A 16,402-nucleotide genomic window follows, 5' to 3' on the forward strand; every position below is an offset into this window, starting at 1 on the left:
GCTCAGCCCAGAAACAGCCGATACGCCGGATTGTCCGTCTCGTCCCAGTAGCGATAGCCCATGGCCTGCAGCGCCTGGGGCATGAGGGCCTGTTCGTCGGCCGGCACCTCCAGCGCAGCGAACACCCGGGCCTCGGCAGCGCCATGGTTGCGGTAGTGGAACAGGCTGATGTTCCAGTTCTGGCCCAGACGCTCTAGAAAGCCCAGCAACGCGCCTGGGCGCTCAGGAAACTCGAAACGCAGCACCCGCTCGTCGGCGCCTGGCGCTGCATGGCCGCCGACGGTGTGGCGCACATGCAGCTTGGCCAGTTCGTTATCAGTCAGGTCGAGTACCTCGTAGCCCTGTGCACGCAAGCTGTCCAGCAGGCCCTCGCGCGGGTCGTGCTGTGGATGGGTCTGTACGCCGACGAACAGCCGGGCTTCCTTGCCCGGGTGGTAGCGGTAGTTGAACTCGGTTACCTGACGCTTGCCCAGGGCCTGGCAGAACGCGCGAAAACTCCCCGGCCGCTCGGGGATGGTGACCGCGATCACCGCCTCACGCTGCTCGCCGAGCTCGGCACGCTCGGCCACATGGCGCAGGCGGTCGAAATTGATGTTGGCCCCGGAGTCGATGGCGACCAGGGTCTGCCCACGAACGCCATCACGCGCCACGTACTTCTTGATCCCGGCCACGGCCAGCGCACCGGAAGGTTCGGTGATCGAGCGGGTATCGTCGTAGATATCCTTGATCGCTGCGCACAACTCATCGCTGCTGACGGTGATCACTTCATCGACGAAATGCCGGCACAACTCGAAGCAATGGGCACCGACCTGGGCCACCGCCACGCCGTCGGCGAAGGTGCCGACCTGCGCCAGTACCACTCGCTCGCCAGCGGCCAGGGCGGCCTGCAGGCAGTTGGAATCCTCGGGCTCGACACCAATCACCTTGACCTGCGGACGCAGGTACTTCACGTAGGCCGCGATACCCGCGATCAGGCCACCGCCACCGACCGGGACGAAGATCGCATCCAGGGCGCCCGGGTGTTGGCGCAGGATCTCCATGGCCACGGTGCCCTGCCCGGCGATCACGTCCGGATCGTCGAACGGCGGGACGAAGGTCGCTCCCTGGCGGTCGGCCAGTTGCAGCGCATGGGCCAAGGCATGGGGGAAGCTTTCGCCATGCAGCACCACGTGGCCGCCGCGTGAACGCACACCGGCGATCTTCAGCTCAGGGGTGGTGGTCGGCATGACGATGGTCGCCGTCATGCCCAGGTGCGAAGCAGCCAGCGCCACGCCCTGGGCATGGTTGCCGGCGGAAGCGGTGATCACGCCACGCTCGCGCTGGACCTGGGACAGGCGCGACAGCCGGGTATAGGCACCGCGGATCTTGAACGAGAAGGTCGGCTGCAGGTCTTCGCGCTTGAGCAATACCTGGTTGCCGAGGCTGCTCGACAGCGCCGGGGCGGCCTGCAGCGGGGTTTCGATGGCCAGGTCGTACACGGGCGCTGCAAGAATGCGCCGCACCTGCTCCGACAGCAGTTGCTGGGGCGTGACGGGGGAACGGGGGCTGACGCTCAGATTGCTCATCGATGACTCCTGGGGGTTTGCAGATGCCCAGGAGTCGAGAAGAAAAAACCCGCCTCCAGGGCGGGTTTCGGTGCCAGTGCGCGCTAGCCCGCCAATCCGATAATGGCGGTAATAATAATCAGGCCGAAGGTGCGCACAGGCGAGTAGGTATTCATGGTGTAGGAACTTATCCCGCCAAACCGTAGGAAGTCAACTTTCAGCAACGCGCCTGTTGCTGTGCCGACAGCGGCACGTCGAAGACCTTGTCAAAGCCCCACTGGAAGACGAAGGCATAGACGAAGAAGAATACGAACAGCGCCAGGTTGGTGAGCAACGCGCTCCACAGGCTGATATCCAGCCAGAATGCCACCAACGGCAGCAGGATCAACACCAGGCCGCCCTCGAAACCCAGGGCGTGCAGCAGGCGTCGGAACCAGGTGCGGGTACGCTGCGCCTGGCGTGCTTCCCAGCGTTCGAAGGCCCAGTTGTAGCCCATGTTCCAGCTCATGGCGATGCCCGACATCAGGATCGAAAGTATCGTCGAATGGGCCATGCCGGCGTCGAACATCAGCGACAGCGCAGGCGCCACGCACGCCACGGCGATGACTTCGTAGAGAATGGCCTGGACGACCTTGCGGGCCTTGCCTTGCATGGAGCACTCCTTGGCGGAAACGGAAGGAGACGGTACGCCGGTTCAGGCACCGGTTCAAGCACAGGAATCGTGTGGAAAAATCGTTAGGCTGCTTTCTTTTACCCCTCGAGCCAGCCATGATTGCTGCACCGCCGCCCGCGAACACAGCCATGACCGCCCCAGCCCCTACGCCCGTCAGCTCCACCGCCCTGACACTGCAGATCCTTTCGATCGTGTTCTACACCTTCATCGCCTTCCTGTGCATCGGCCTGCCCATCGCGGTGCTGCCCGGCCATGTACACGACCAGTTGGGCATGGGTGCCGTGATCGCCGGCCTGACCATCGGCTTGCAGTACCTCGCCACCTTGCTCAGCAGGCCCTTCGCCGGTCGCGTGGCCGACAGCCTGGGTGGCAAGCAGGCGATTCGCTATGGGCTGTACGGCATTGCCGGTTGCGGCGTGCTGACCCTGCTGTCGGCCTGGTCCCTCGCCCTGCCCTCGTTGAGCCTGGGATTACTGCTGGCCGGGCGTGTGCTGCTGGGGGTCGCCCAAGGCCTGATCGGTGTCGCCACGTTGAGCTGGGGTATCGGCCAGGTCGGTGCCGAGCACACCGCCCGGGTGATCTCATGGAACGGTATTGCATCCTATGGCGCCATCGCCATCGGTGCGCCCGCCGGGGTGGTGATGGTCGGCCAACTGAGCTTCACTGCCCTCGGCCCGGCCTTGCTGGTGATGGCGCTGCTGGCCCTGTGGGTGCTGCGCGGCCGCCCGGACGTGGTGGTGGTGCGCGGTGAACGCCTGCCTTTCTGGTCGGCCTTCGGCCGCGTTGCGCCCTGCGGCATGGGGCTGACACTGGCGTCGATCGGCTACGGCACCCTGACCACCTTCGTCACCCTCTACTACCTGGAGCAAGGCTGGGTCGGCGCGGCCTGGTGCCTGAGCGCCTTCGGCCTGTGCTTCATCGTCTCGCGGCTGCTGTTCGTCAACGCGGTCAACCGCTTCGGCGGCTACAACGTGGCGATCACGTGCATGGCCACCGAAGTGCTGGGGCTGACCCTGCTCTGGCTGGCACCGGCACCGGGATGGGCGTTGGTTGGAGCGGGGCTCACCGGCTTTGGCCTGTCACTGGTGTACCCGGCGCTGGGCGTGGAGGCGATCAGGCAGGTCCCCAGCGCCAGTCGGGGCGCGGGGCTTGGGGCCTACGCGGTGTTCTTCGACCTGGCATTGGGCCTGGCCGGCCCGGTGATGGGCGCGGTAGCCGTGCATCTGGGTTATGCGTCGATCTTCTGCGTGGCGGCGCTGCTGGCGCTATCAGGGGTGGGCCTGATCCTGCTGCTGGCCCGCCGCGCCGGCCGCGGCTGAGCGCTCGGCGGGCTCCGGGGCACCCAGGGCCTGGCTGAAGAACGCCGCCGTCTCGCTCTGCAGGCCCCGGTGCACCTGGCGCCGGTCGATGCCGTCGGCATCCTTGCACAGCACCGCCATGCGCTGGCGCTGTTCGTCGTCGCAGGGGGCCATGAACACGAAATGCCCAGCACCGGACAACAGCCGGTAGTCGGGCGTGACCGGCAACTTGCGCGCCAGGGCGCTGGCGTTGCGGTCGACAGCCAGCAGCTGGTCCTGGTCGCCGCTGTAGATCAGTGCGGGCACATGCACACCGGCCAGGGCATGGCGGCCAAACATCAGGCTCAACGGTGCCATCAGCATCACCGCGCCGACACGCGGGTCGGACTGCGGGGTCAACTCGCTGCGGTCGGCGATCAGCACGCCGTGGGTCTTGCAGGCATCGGCATCCATCGGCCGTTCCAGGCAATAGTTGCGCAGCCGTTCAAGGTCTGGCTGGGCGCCCGACAGGATCAACGCGGTCTCCCCGCCTGCCGAGTAGCCGATCACGCCAACCTTGCCCTGGTTGAGGTAAGGGCTGAGCAGGTGATCTGCACGTGCAGCGGTGATCGCGGCGCTGACCTGCAAGGGCCGGCCATAGAGGTTGCTGAGCTTGCCCAGCCGACTGTGGTCACGAAGGTTGTCGCCCGGGTGGGTGACGGCCACCACCACGAAGCCCTGGCGGGCCAGTGAGGTTGCCAGGTCGTGCAACGCCAACGGGGTGCCGGTATTGCCATGGGAGACCACCAGCAGCGGGAACTGGCCCATGGCGACCGGCGCCTCTTCGGCCACCCGCAGGGTGTAGCCTTCGATGCGCGTAGGCCGCGCCGGGCTGCTGCTGGGATAGAACACCAAGGCCTGCATGGGCTGTGCGTCCACCGGATCGGCAAGCGTGAGACGATGCAGGCCGGCCACCCAGGGTGAAGCCTCGGCACGGGCCAGCAGGCCGCCAAGCAGGAGCAACGTCAACAGAGCACGGGTTTTCATCGCGAGCGTCTCTCCCCTCGAGGCGGACGGGTAGCATAAGCATAGAAGCTACGCGATGGACGACAGATGAAACATCCATGAAAAAGCCGGCTGTCGCGCAAGGCGACAGCCGGCTTTTTCGGGGTTTCTATCAGGCTGCGGCGAACAGCTCGTTGGCAATCTGCGCCTGGGCAGCGTCGATGGCCTTGCTGCGGTGCTCCGGACCATACGCCAGGCCGTGGGCGCGGACGATTTCCAGGTCGGTGATGCCGATGAAGCCCAGGAACACCTTGAGGAAATCTTCATGACCGACACCGGTCGGCTGACCTTGGTGCAGGCCACCGGCAGTGGACACCAGCACCACCTTCTTGTCACCGCACAGGCCTTCCGGGCCAGCTTCAGTGTAGCGGAAGGTCTTGCCGGCGACGGCAACGCGATCGATCCAGGCCTTGAGCTGGGTCGGCACGGTGAAGTTGTACATCGGTGCACCGATGACCACCGCGTCGGCAGCGAGGAATTCGGCCAAGGTTTCTGCACTCAGGCGGGCTTCGTGGGCCAGGGCGGCGTCACGGGCTTCTTCGGCGGTGCCGGCAGCAACCAGAGTCGCGGCCGAGAAGTGGCTGATGGCATCGGCGGCCAGGTCACGGTAGATGACTTCGACGCTCGGATCGGCAGCCTTCCAGGCATCGACCACTTCGCGGCTCAACTGGCGGGAGGCGGAATTGTCGCCCAGGATGCTCGAATCGATGTGCAACAGTTTCATGGGACTCTCCTGTAAATGAAGACCGCGGCTGTGGGCGATCACGATGGAGATAATCCTACAGAGGCGATGAATAACTGATTAGTCGGCAAAAATGCATTAGTTTGTTCCACTGATGGAACAGTGAGATATCCGTATGCAAGACTTCAACGACCTCTTCTACTTCGCCCGAGTGGTCGAGGCCGGTGGCTTCGCTGCCGCCGGTCGCCAGTTGGGCATCCCCAAGTCGCGCCTGTCGCGGCGTATCGCAGAACTCGAGGAACGCTTGGGCACACGCCTGCTGCAGCGCACCACCCGGCAACTGAAGCTGACCGCCGTCGGCGAACGCTACCTGCACCACTGCCAGGCCATGCTGCTGGAGGCCGAGATGGCCGACGAAGCCGTCGCCAGCATGACCAGCGAGCCGCGTGGACGCCTGCGGGTGTCTGCCCCGGTAGCCCTGGCCCATGCCTTCCTGCCAGACATCATCAGCCGCTTTCTCGCCCAGTACCCGCTGGTGCAACTGGAGATGGTGCTGCTCAATCGCCGTGTCGACCTGATCTCCGAAGGTATCGATGTGGCGCTGCGGGTGCGCGACCTGGGCGACGAGGACCCGGCCCTGGCCACCCGCCGCCTGCGCCAGGCGCAGATGTACCTGGTGGCAGCCCCTGGATTCGCCGACGGGCTCGAGCACCCGTCGCAGCTGGTGGGGCTGCCCGTCCTGGGGGCCGCGGATGCCGATCGCCTGGTGCATTTTCGCCTCATCGGGCCCGGCGGCCAGGAGCAGGAGATCGCCCTGGAGCCACGCCTGAACATCGATGACTTCGTGGTGCGCAAGGCCTCGGCCTGCGCAGGCCTGGGCTTTACCGCCCTGCCAAGCAACTATTGCGAGGAAGAACTGGCGCGCGGCGAACTGGTGCACCTGCTGCCGGAGTGGTCGCTGCCTGGGGGTTATCTGCAAGCGGTGTATCCGCACCGGCGCGGCGTACTGCCTGCAGTGCGGGTATGGATCGATCACCTGGCGGCCTCGTTCGAGGCCTGTGGAGAGCGCTATGTCTGAGCGACCCATGAGCCCCGAGCAGGTGGCAGCGTTCTGCCTGAGCCTGCCCGGCGCGCGGGAGGATTACAAATGGGGCGCAATCCGGGTGTTCTCGGTGGCCGGTAACAAGATGTTCGCCGTGCTTGACCTGCCGGGAGCAGGCTTGATGTTCAAGGTCGCCGACGAGCTGTTTCTCGGTTATTGCGACCGTCCCGGCGTACGGCCGGCGCCTTATCTGGCGAGGGCGCGCTGGATCAGCATGCTGCCTCCCTACCCCATGGGCCGGGAAGAGTTGACCGATCTTCTGCAGCGTTCGCACCAACTGGTGGTGCGACGCTTGCCCAAGCGCTTGCAGGTGGGCTTGTTGGCCGATTGAGGATTGCGCGGCGCTCGCTCAGCCCATCAATCCCAGCCAGCGCCCACCCAGCACCAGGCGATCCAGCCAGAACACCTGGTGCAACGCGACGATTGCCCAGAACACCATCTGGTACGACAGCTTTCGGGTCTTGTGCCGGAACAATTGCTGCGCCAGCAAGGCCCCCGGCCAACCACCGAGCAACTCGCTGGCGTGGAGGATTTTCTCTGGCGTGCGCCAGGCCTGGGTGCGGGCCTGCCGCTTGTCCTGCCAGTACAACAACAGGCAGATCAGGCTGGCCGCCGGATACAGCGCCAGGGGCAGCCAGGACTGGCCGCTCCAGGCCATCTGCGCCACCCCCAGGCCCGGTAGCAGGCACAAGACCAGCAGCACCAGCAATTTCAGGCGCAGGTTGCGCACGCCCTCGCCTGCCTGGCCAGCGTCGCGCCGCCCGGCACTTTGCCCGCGTGCCATCAGCCGTGCGCCGTGGCCCAGTCAACCCAGCCGAACTGCCAGGTCGCCAGGATCAGCAGGCCAAAGGCAATGCGGTACCAGGCAAAGACCGCGTAGCTGTGGTTGGCGATGAACTTGAGCAATGCACGCACGGCGATCATGGCGAAGATGAACGACACCACGAAGCCGATGGCGAATACCGGCAGGTCGGCCGGCTGGAACAGGTCACGGTACTTGTAGCCCGAATACACCGCGGCGCCGACCATGGTCGGCATCGCCAGGAAGAACGAGAACTCGGTCGCGGCCTTGCGTGACAGGCCGAACAGCAAGCCGCCGATGATGGTCGAGCCCGAGCGCGAGGTCCCCGGGATCATCGCCAGGCACTGCACCAGGCCGACCTTCAGGGCGTGGGTCCAGCGCATGTCGTCGACATGGTCGACCTCGATACGGTGATCGCGGCGCTCGGCCCAGAGCATGATGAAGCCGCCCACCACCAAGGCCACGGCCACGGTGATCGGATTGAACAGGTACTCATGGATCAGGTCGGCGAACAGTACGCCAAGCACAACCGCCGGCATGAAGGCGATCAGCAGGTTGGCGGTGAAACGCCGGGCCTTGGGCTGGCTCGACAGGCCGAACACCACTTCGAAGATCTTGCTGCGAAACTCCCACACCACCGCCAGGATCGCGCCCAGCTGAATGATGATGTTGAACGCCATTGCGCGCTCGCCGCCAAAATCGATCAGGTCGGCCACGATGATCTGGTGGCCGGTGCTGGAAATCGGCAGGAACTCGGTCAAGCCCTCGACGATACCCAGGATGATTGCCTGGAAGGCACTCCAAAAATCCATCAACTCCCCCAATGGACACTGCTCCTGGCAGCACCCTAGTTCTTTTCGATTACAAGTATTCACCGCACGCGCAGCGACGCGTGTTTTACAGCGTTCGTTAGTCCCAACACCAGCGAAAAAGTGCGCCGCGGCTAAAGGTTTCATCTTGCGCGGCCGAAATCCTATCAGAGGCCCTGCGCGAAGGCTTGCGCGGGATGCAACATGGATTGTCGAGCCCGGCACTTAGCCGTTGGTCGACTGGGTTGCAGGCATCCGGTCATGGTTGGATGCTGCTCATATAAAAAGAACAAGACATGGAGTGACCTTTTGATGAAGACCTTGAGATCGATGTCGATCAGCCGTCGTCTGTGGCTGATCCTGCTCGTGGCCGTCGCCATGCTGTTGGTCCTGGGGCTGCTGATGCTGCGCCAGATCCATGGTGACCTGTACCAGGCCAAGGCGCAGAAGACCCAGCATGTGGTCGAGACTGCCGTGGGCGTGCTCGCCTACTACCAGGGGCTGGAGGCCGCTGGCAGCCTCGACCGGCAAAGCGCCCAGCAGCAGGCGCTGCAGGTGGTGCGCAGCCTGCGCTACGACAAGGATGACTATTTCTGGATCAACGACCTGCAACCGAAGATGATCATGCACCCGGTCAACGCCAAGCTCGATGGCCAGGACCTGTCGGCGATCCGCGACCCTGACGGCTTTGCCGTGTTCAACGAGATGGTGACCCTGGCCAAGGCCCAGGGCGCGGGCCCGGTCAACTACCGCTGGCCCAAGCCCGGCGCCAGCGAGCCGGTGGCCAAGACCTCCTATATAGAGCTGTTCAAGCCCTGGGGCTGGATCATCGGCTCGGGGGTGTATGTCGACGACGTACAGGACGAATTCGCTCGCCAGGTCCGCGAGGCCTCGCTGGTCGGGCTGTTCATTGCCCTGGTGATGGGGCTGGTGGTGTGGCTGATCGCCCGCAGCATTGCCCGTCCGCTGCACGAGGCGGTGCAGGCCATGGGCAACATCGCCAGTGGCGAGAGCGACCTGACCCGCCGCCTGGACACCCACGGACGCGACGAAATCACCCACCTGGGCGAGTACTTCAACCGCTTCAACGGCAAGCTGCAGGGCGTGGTCGGCCAGTTGCAGGGCACAGCCCATGCCCTGGCCCAGTCTGCCGGGCACGTCGGCGACAACGCCGGCAGCGCCCAGCAGCGCAGTGCCCAGCAATCGCTGCAGATGGACCAGGTGGCCACGGCGGTCAACGAGGTCACCTACGCGGTGCAGGATGTGGCGAAGAATGCCGAGCAGGCGGCCGTGGAAATGCGCGCAGCGCAGCAGCAGGTCGGTCAGGGCCTGCAGGCTATCCACGGCAGCCTGCAGCAGATCGACCGGCTGTCGGCGACCATCGACCAGGCCCAGGGGGTGATCCGCGACCTGGCCGGGCACAGCACCAAGATTGGTGGCGTACTGGAAGTGATTCGCTCGATCGCCGAGCAGACCAACCTGCTGGCCCTCAACGCCGCCATCGAGGCTGCGCGTGCGGGCGAACAGGGCCGCGGCTTTGCCGTGGTCGCCGATGAGGTCCGCCTGCTGGCCCAGCGCACGGCGCAGTCCACTGCCGAGATCCAGACCATGATCGAGCACCTGCAGGGCCAGTCGGATGCGGCGGTCCGGGCCATCGACACCAGCAGCGAAGCCTCGCGCCAGACCGTCGAACAAGCCCGCGAAGCCGGCACCAGCCTTGCGGCCATCGAACAGGCGCTGCACACCCTGGCGGCGCTGAACACCTCGATCGCCAGCGCCACCCTGCAGCAGTCCCATGTGGTCGAGGAAATCAACCGCAATGTGCTCGACACCGCGGGCCTTTCGCAACAGACCGCCGAGGCGGCGCGCCAATCCAGCGATGCCGGTGTTGCCCTGGCCCGCCTGAGCGAGGAGCTCGAGCAGCTGCTGCGTCAATTCAGAGTCTGAGCAAAAGAAGGGGCGCTACGGCGCCCCGTTTCACAGCGATTCACCTTCCTCGACCCTCAAGCTACAATCGCGCCCTTTCCCTTCCGAAGGATCGCCGATGTCCGGCCTCGAACTCTTCGCCGCCGCGCTCGGCGTCATCGCCGTCTGGCTCACGGTCAGGCAGAACATCTGGTGCTGGCCGATCGGCCTGGTGATGGTGCTGCTCTACAGCTGGATCTTCTACGACGTGAAGCTGTATTCGGACATGCTCCTGCAAGTGGTCTATGCCGTGCTCAACCTCTATGGCTGGTGGCAATGGACGCGCCCGGACCGGGTCGAGGACGCGCGCCAGGTATCGCGCCTGGACACCGCCACGACGCTGCGCGGCCTGGGCCTGGGGCTGCTGGCCAGTGTCGCCCTGGGTGCGGCCATGGCCCACTGGACCGACGCCGCCCAACCCTGGCTGGATGCCGCGCTGACCGGTTTCAGCCTGGTCGCGCAGGTGTGGATGGCACAGAAACGCCTGCAATGCTGGGCGTTGTGGTTCGTGGTCGATGTGATCTTCGTTGGACTGTTCCTGTACAAGGGTTTGTACCTGACCGCCGCGTTGTACGCCCTGTTCACCCTTATTGCCGTGCGCGGCTGGCTGGAGTGGCGGCGCGATCCGGCGCTGGCCGGCGCATGAAGGTCCTGGTCCTGTGCGGCCCTGAATCCAGTGGCAAGAGCTGGCTCAGTGGCGAAATCCAGCACCGTTTCGGTGGCATCACCGTCGGCGAATACGTACGCCATTTCATCGACACCGAGCAGCGCGATACCTGCTATGCCGATATCCCGGCCATCGCCCGCGGGCAATTGGCCTGGGAAGACCAGGCGCGGGCAGCCTCGCCTTCGCTGCTGATCCTCGATACCCACCTGCTGAGCAACATGTTGTGGAGTCGCGTGCTGTTCGGCGACTGCCCCGCGTGGCTGGAACAGGCGCTGCTGGCCAGGCACTACGACCTCCACCTGCTGCTCAGTCCCGAGGGCGTGGAATGGATCGGCGATGGCCAGCGCTGCCAGCCGCGGCTTGAGGAGCGCCAGGCGTTCTTCGATGACAGCCTGCACTGGCTACAACAGCATCGCCAGCCACTGCGGGTCATTGACGGGGACTGGCAGCAGCGCCGGGATGACGCGCTGGCGGCGGTGGCCGAGCTCCTGGGGTAAGCCCAGCCCGGCCCCTCAGCATGGCCGGACTGTTAACTCACTGATACACCCCATCGCCATCAAACCCCTATTGCTGGGGCCTTCCCCACACTTTCGGAGGAACTGTCACAGCGCTGATACACCCCCTGCGCACCCCGCCAGATCGCCCGTGCTTCGGCCCTTGACGGGCGACGACCCGGCACCTTGTATCAGCGCTGATACAGCAGAAAACCGGCACTGCCACCGTCCTCGCACAACCCACTGATAAATCAGCAAAAAGCAAAACCGGCACGGCTTTCGCTCTCTGTTCTGGCAACGCTCAAGGGCCAGCGCACAGAAAGGGAGCACCGCCGTGGGGAACCAGCACAACACACTGCCTGCACTGCTCGTTCTGGCTTGCCTTGCCGCCACATCGATTGCGCCGCCGGTCCTCGCTGGCGGCAACGGGGTGATCGTCCTCAATCGCGATGTCCAGCCGCGTCAGGCTGATCGCCGAACCGGCACGCCAGACCCCTACCCGACCACCGCCAACACCAATGAGTCGGCACGCATCCAGGCCCAGACCAACAACGAACTGACCGATGGCGACTTCGCCAGCGTCGCCAGCGGCTCGACCGTCAGCCGCATCTTCCAACCTGACAACTCCGGGAACCTGCGAGGCATGGGCACCGCCCAGTCGCAATTGCCCGGCATGCCCGGCGGCTCCGGTGCCGGGGCGTCCGGCGCCAACAGCATCTCCAGCACGGTCAACCAGAACGTTCAGCGCGGCATGGCGCCGCTGCAGATCCTGACCCGGGGCCAATGATCATGCAGACCCTCAACCTCTCTCTGCTGTGCCTGGCCCTGGGCTGCAGCGCCAGCGCATTCGCAGGCTCCCCGGTGGTGGACAACGCCACCCTCGACGCCAGTGGCCGCGCCTACCAGGGCAACCTCAACATCAACCAGGCCGCAGGTGACGCGCTGCAACAGGCCAACGTGAAAGCCATCGCCATCGGCACCGAAGGCCAGGCCAGCACGCAGATCCGCCAACGCAGCGACTTTCGCGCCAACAGCGCGCTCGACGCCCACGCCAGCATCAATGGCAATGCCTTCAGCAACGGCAACGGCATGCTGGGCATCAACCAATCGGCGGGCGCCGCCACGCAACAGGCCAACGCGGTGCGCATCAGCATCAGCGCAATACCGCAGAGCATCGACGACAGCATTCTCAGCCAGCAGAACGTCTCGCTGGCCAACAGCTCCGACGCAACTGATCACACACCCGGCAGTCGCCAGGTCACTACCAGTGACCAGGCCTTCACCGGCAGCCGTGGCGTGATCCAGTTGAATCAGAGCGCCGGGGTAGGCAACCGAATGGCCAACACCCTGAGCGTCCGGGTCGCGGATTGACCCGATCAGCAACACAACACTTAACAACGAAAATATAAGCGGAGAAACACCATGAAACCGAAAATGGCACTCAAGCCTCTGGTATTCGCCCTCGCTGCGGTCATGGCAGTTGCTGCACAAGCCGGCGGCCGTGGAAACGACAACCACGGCGGCCACAACAATGGCCACAACAACAACGAAAGCCTGCTGCTGTCCCTGCTGGTGAACGCCGGCTCTGCCGCCACCGTTCTGGACACCCAGAACAACTCCGGCAACCGTGTGCTGAACCAAGGCACCCGCAACGATGCCCGCATGGACAACTCGGCCAACGGTTCCCAAGGCAACCTGGGCGCCAACGTCGCAGCCGGCGACGGCAACCAGCAGGACAACGTTGCCGCGATCGCCACCGCCGATGAGAACTTCATCTTCGGCAGTGCCGTGGCCATGGCCCAAGCCACTCAGACCAACAGTGGCAACACCGTCAAGAACTACTCGACCTCCAACAACGCCAACCTCACCGGTTCGGCCAACGGCAGCTCCGGCAACATCGGCATCAACGTGACCGCCGGGGACTTCAACCAACAGAAAAACAACATGGCCATCGCCGTGTCGGGTGGCCGTGTCGCTGCCGCCACCGGTGCAGCCAACCAGAACGTCGGCGGCCTGAACGTCACCAACAAGGCCGACCGTACCTACAGCAAGGAAACCCTCACCTCCACCTTCGCTGCCTACGGCCACTACCAAGGCAATGGCTACGGCTACGTCGAAGACGAAAGCAGCCGCGATCGCTATGGCAACACCCATGTCGACAAGGACCCGCTGAAGTTCCACGAAGAAGGCACCTTCGGCCTGGCCGGCGTTGCCTCCTATCAGGTCCTGACCCCCACCGGCTGGCGCAACCCTGTGACCAACAACGCCAACCTGAGCAACTCGCTCAATGGCGTGTCGGGCAACGTCGGCGCCAACGTCTCGGCCGGCAGCGGCAACCAGCAGACCAACTCGCTGTCCATCGCCGCAGGTTGCAAAGCCTGCATGTAACAGCAGCCGATCGGGGCCCTTCGGGGCCCCTTTCCCTGTCTCTACCCGGTGGAGAAGGTCATGCGCATTGTCCTGCTTGCCACACTCATGTTCCTTGCCGGTCTCGTAGAAGCGGCACAGATGCCGATCGCCGCCTTGCCAGGCGGTACTCTCGTCTACAAGCCAGTGCAGAGCCTGCGTGAGCGGCGCTTCGCCGACCTGGTGCAACAGAAGACCGATTTCAGCTGCGGCGCCGCCGCCCTGGCGACCGTCCTCAAGCAGGCCTACTGGCTCGACGTGGACGAACACCAGGTCATCGAAGGCATGCTCGCCCAATCCGACCAGGACACCGTCAAGGTCCAGGGCTTCTCCATGCTCGACATGAAGCGCTACGTCGAAAGCATCGGCATGCGCGCCCGGGGCTATCGGGTCGAACCCGACACCCTGGAAAAGGTGAGCATTCCGGTGATCGTGCTGATGGACATCCGTGGCTACAAGCACTTCGTGGTGCTCCAGCGCATCGACAAGGGCTGGGTCTATATCGGCGACCCTGTCCTGGGCCACAAACGCTACAAATTCGACGATTTCCTCAAAGGCTGGAACGGCATCATCTTCGCCGTCATCGGCCCCGGCTACGACAAGGCCAACGCCCTGCTCGATCCGCCGGCACCTCTGACCGCGAAGAACCGCGTCGACGGTTTCTACCCGGTGGAAGACGCGCAACTGATGGAGTTCGGTTTCATCCAGAGCGATTTCTTCTGACGATTACAAGGGGCACGAAGTCCCGGGGAGCAGCGATGAAGACTACCACCTGGCTGGTCGCAGCATGCCTGGCTGCCAGCCTCCCCGCCCACGCGCAGGTGTTCAAGCCCATCGAGGTCAAGGACCAGGAGCTTGCCCAACTGCGTGGGAAGTATGTGATGCCGGGGCGAATCATCAGTTTCGGCATCGTCATGAGCAGCACCTGGCAGAACGCCGCCGGTGATCGCATCGGCGCCACAACCACCCTGCAGGTGCAGCAGAACGTGATCAAACCGCAGTTCTACGTGTCGATGACCGGCGAGAACGGCTCGGGCAACGCCCCTGGCCGCGGCAATGGCCTGGTCAACGGCGGTGCAGGCCTGGTCAACACCACCCAGGGCGTGACCCAGTCGGTGCGCGCGGCCGGCGACAACAACAGCGCCTATAACGATGTCGCCATCAATGTTCGCGAGGCGGGCCAGATCGGTGATGCCGGTGTGCCGCAAGGCCAGGTCCTGGCCGCAGGCAGCACCCTCAGCACCAGCAACAACGCCGGTACGCTCAGCGTCTCGAACAGTGGCAACGGGATCCAGATGGCCATCCAGGCCAACAACAATCAAGGGCAAAGCATGCAGCGCCTGGCCGAAGGTGGTCTGCTACAAGCCACCACTTTGCTGGGCGGCAGCAACGCGGTCAGCAACCTGACACAGCTCAATGTGGTGCTGCGCGACAACCTTCCTTCGGCAGGCGCGCTGAACTGCAATCTTGATCAACTCAAGGGCCTACGTGTTTCAGGATATTGATCTACGCTTCGTCTCAATCATCGTAGTTGGAAGGGACGGCTAACTTATGCATCGATCGTTGTCATTGGGGGCAGTTGTCTGCCTGGGGACCTTGGTACCATCATCACTGCTCTACGCAGCCAGCGATCCCCAGGTAGACGCGCTGAAAGCCGAACTGGCTGCGCTCAAGCAGCGCTACGAAGCGCAGCAGCAGGCGCTGATGGTGCTCGAACAACGCGTTCGCCAGGTCGAGGAACAGCCCGCAGCCCCACCTCCCAAACGCCTGACCCGCTCGCCGGCTTCCGAGCCGCGCAACAATCAGGCCGTGGCCGCCGCCGGCGGCGGCTCATCCTATGGCGAGTCACTCAAGGATGATTCGGAACCGGCGCAGAGCGTGTCCAACCTCTACGATGAGGCCAGCGGCTTCTTCGGTGGCGGCAAGTTCAGTGTCGAGACCGGCATCACCTATGCCCGCTACGACACCCGCCAGCTCATCCTCAACGGCTTCCTGGCACTGGACTCGATCTTCCTGGGCAACATCAACCTGGACCGGATCAAGGCCGACAACTGGACGCTCGACCTTACTGCCCGCTACAACCTCGACAACCGTTGGCAGTTCGACGTCAACGTGCCGATCATCTACCGCGAGTCGACCTACCAGTCCGGGGGGGTCGGCGGCAACGCCCAGGGCATTTCCGAGCGCACCATCACCCGCGACCCGACCCTTGGCGACGTCAACTTCGGCGTGGCCTACAAGTTCCTCGACGAGTCGGAGAACACCCCGGATGCGGTGTTCAGCGTGCGGGTCAAGGCACCGACCGGCAAGGACCCGTTCGGCATCAAGCTGCTGCGCGACACCGAGAACGACAGCCTGAGCTACCCCGAAGACCTGCCTACCGGCAACGGTGTCTGGTCGATCACGCCCGGTATCTCGCTGGTCAAGACCTTCGACCCGGCAGTGCTGTTCGGCAGCCTGTCTTACACCCACACCTTCGAGGATTCGTTCAGCGACGTCAGCTCGACGATCAACCAGAAAGTACCGGGCAAGGTGAAGATCGGCGACAGCTTCCAGATCGGTGCGGGGGTGGCCTTCGCCCTCAACGAGAAGATGTCGATGTCGTTCTCGGTTTCGGACCTGATCGCCCGGCGCTCGCGGATCAAGTCTGCGGAAACCGGCGACAGCTGGGCCGACGTCAAGAGCAGCGATGCCAACGCCGCCTACTTCAACGTCGGCATGACCCTCGCGGCCACCGACAACCTGACCATCGTGCCGAACCTGTCGATCGGCCTGACCGACGATGCACCGGACTTCACCTTCAGCCTGAAATTCCCGTACTACTTCTGATCTGTCCACTCCAGGGGCGCCTTGCGCCCCTGCGCTTCAATTGGTAACCAACCTTGTCGCTTCCGGCCTTCCTGTGAGGGGCCTGTT

Annotated in this window: 18 protein-coding genes; 12 read left to right on the forward strand and 6 right to left on the reverse strand. The window is 64.3% G+C overall.

The annotated features are described in order from the left end of the window. Positions 1–2: 2 nt before the first annotated feature. Together ilvA and HU748_RS20950 are read right to left on the reverse strand one after the other, a co-directional pair. Positions 3–1,565, reverse strand: coding sequence for a threonine ammonia-lyase, biosynthetic (ilvA, locus tag HU748_RS20945; RefSeq protein ID WP_186721785.1), 1,563 nt, complete (start codon positions 1,563–1,565; stop codon positions 3–5). A gap of 196 nt (positions 1,566–1,761) precedes the next feature. After that, on the reverse strand, positions 1,762–2,196 hold the full coding sequence (locus HU748_RS20950) for a PACE efflux transporter (protein ID WP_054893942.1): 435 nt from the start codon (positions 2,194–2,196) through the stop codon (positions 1,762–1,764). Between the two features lie 149 nt (positions 2,197–2,345). On the opposite strand from HU748_RS20950, the gene HU748_RS20955 reads away from it, so the two are divergent. Next, positions 2,346–3,536: an MFS transporter gene (locus tag HU748_RS20955; protein ID WP_186721787.1), complete on the forward strand. Its 1,191-nt coding sequence runs from the start codon at positions 2,346–2,348 to the stop codon at positions 3,534–3,536. Here the strand turns inward: HU748_RS20955 and HU748_RS20960 are convergent. Together HU748_RS20960 and HU748_RS20965 are read right to left on the reverse strand one after the other, a co-directional pair. Then, a complete protein-coding gene (locus tag HU748_RS20960) occupies positions 3,486–4,541 on the reverse strand; it encodes a dienelactone hydrolase (RefSeq protein ID WP_186721790.1) in 1,056 nt (351 codons plus the stop codon). The genes HU748_RS20955 and HU748_RS20960 overlap by 51 nt on opposite strands. Before the next feature lie 130 nt (positions 4,542–4,671). After that, entirely contained in the window at positions 4,672–5,283 is a 612-nt protein-coding gene (locus HU748_RS20965; RefSeq protein ID WP_186665352.1) for an FMN-dependent NADH-azoreductase, read from the reverse strand. A gap of 133 nt (positions 5,284–5,416) precedes the next feature. On the opposite strand from HU748_RS20965, the gene HU748_RS20970 reads away from it, so the two are divergent. Together HU748_RS20970 and HU748_RS20975 are read left to right on the forward strand one after the other, a co-directional pair. Next, positions 5,417–6,319, forward strand: a complete 903-nt coding sequence (locus HU748_RS20970; RefSeq protein WP_186665353.1) for a LysR substrate-binding domain-containing protein — start codon at positions 5,417–5,419, stop codon at positions 6,317–6,319. After that, complete coding sequence (locus tag HU748_RS20975) at positions 6,312–6,674, forward strand: MmcQ/YjbR family DNA-binding protein (RefSeq protein WP_186665354.1); 363 nt, start codon at positions 6,312–6,314, stop codon at positions 6,672–6,674. Before HU748_RS20970 ends, HU748_RS20975 begins: the two co-directional genes overlap by 8 nt. An 18-nt stretch (positions 6,675–6,692) precedes the next feature. Here the strand turns inward: HU748_RS20975 and HU748_RS20980 are convergent, their stop codons facing one another. Together HU748_RS20980 and HU748_RS20985 are read right to left on the reverse strand one after the other, a co-directional pair. Beyond that, a complete protein-coding gene (locus HU748_RS20980) occupies positions 6,693–7,127 on the reverse strand; it encodes a DUF1294 domain-containing protein (protein ID WP_186665356.1) in 435 nt (144 codons plus the stop codon). Then, positions 7,127–7,957 carry an undecaprenyl-diphosphate phosphatase gene (locus HU748_RS20985; protein ID WP_186665357.1) on the reverse strand — a complete coding sequence of 277 codons (831 nt, stop codon included), beginning with the start codon at positions 7,955–7,957 and terminating at the stop codon, positions 7,127–7,129. The genes HU748_RS20980 and HU748_RS20985 overlap by 1 nt, the downstream gene beginning before the upstream one ends. 309 nt (positions 7,958–8,266) lie before the next feature. On the opposite strand from HU748_RS20985, the gene HU748_RS20990 reads away from it, so the two are divergent. From HU748_RS20990 to HU748_RS21030, 9 genes are all read left to right on the forward strand, one after another. Next, positions 8,267–9,901: a methyl-accepting chemotaxis protein gene (locus HU748_RS20990; protein ID WP_186721792.1), complete on the forward strand. Its 1,635-nt coding sequence runs from the start codon at positions 8,267–8,269 to the stop codon at positions 9,899–9,901. A 97-nt stretch (positions 9,902–9,998) separates the two neighbouring features. Beyond that, positions 9,999–10,565: a nicotinamide riboside transporter PnuC gene (gene pnuC / locus HU748_RS20995; RefSeq protein WP_186665359.1), complete on the forward strand. Its 567-nt coding sequence runs from the start codon at positions 9,999–10,001 to the stop codon at positions 10,563–10,565. Then, positions 10,562–11,083, forward strand: a complete 522-nt coding sequence (locus HU748_RS21000) for an AAA family ATPase (RefSeq protein ID WP_186665360.1) — start codon at positions 10,562–10,564, stop codon at positions 11,081–11,083. The genes pnuC and HU748_RS21000 overlap by 4 nt, the downstream gene beginning before the upstream one ends. A 331-nt stretch (positions 11,084–11,414) precedes the next feature. Continuing rightward, positions 11,415–11,867 (forward strand): hypothetical protein, encoded by a 453-nt coding sequence (locus HU748_RS21005; protein ID WP_186721793.1) that lies wholly within the window; start codon positions 11,415–11,417, stop codon positions 11,865–11,867. A 2-nt stretch (positions 11,868–11,869) separates the two neighbouring features. Then, positions 11,870–12,451 (forward strand): adhesin, encoded by a 582-nt coding sequence (locus HU748_RS21010; protein ID WP_186721794.1) that lies wholly within the window; start codon positions 11,870–11,872, stop codon positions 12,449–12,451. Between the two features lie 51 nt (positions 12,452–12,502). Beyond that, on the forward strand, positions 12,503–13,468 hold the full coding sequence (locus HU748_RS21015; protein ID WP_186721795.1) for a heme utilization protein: 966 nt from the start codon (positions 12,503–12,505) through the stop codon (positions 13,466–13,468). A 60-nt stretch (positions 13,469–13,528) separates the two neighbouring features. Further along, positions 13,529–14,209, forward strand: a complete 681-nt coding sequence (locus HU748_RS21020) for a C39 family peptidase (protein ID WP_186721796.1) — start codon at positions 13,529–13,531, stop codon at positions 14,207–14,209. A 35-nt stretch (positions 14,210–14,244) separates the two neighbouring features. After that, complete coding sequence (locus tag HU748_RS21025; protein WP_186665366.1) at positions 14,245–14,991, forward strand: hypothetical protein; 747 nt, start codon at positions 14,245–14,247, stop codon at positions 14,989–14,991. Between the two features lie 46 nt (positions 14,992–15,037). After that, positions 15,038–16,315, forward strand: coding sequence for an autotransporter domain-containing protein (locus HU748_RS21030; protein ID WP_186665368.1), 1,278 nt, complete (start codon positions 15,038–15,040; stop codon positions 16,313–16,315). Positions 16,316–16,402: the final 87 nt, after the last annotated feature.

This window comes from Pseudomonas sp. RW3S2, assembly GCF_014268955.1.
GTDB lineage: Bacteria > Pseudomonadota > Gammaproteobacteria > Pseudomonadales > Pseudomonadaceae > Aquipseudomonas > Aquipseudomonas wayambapalatensis.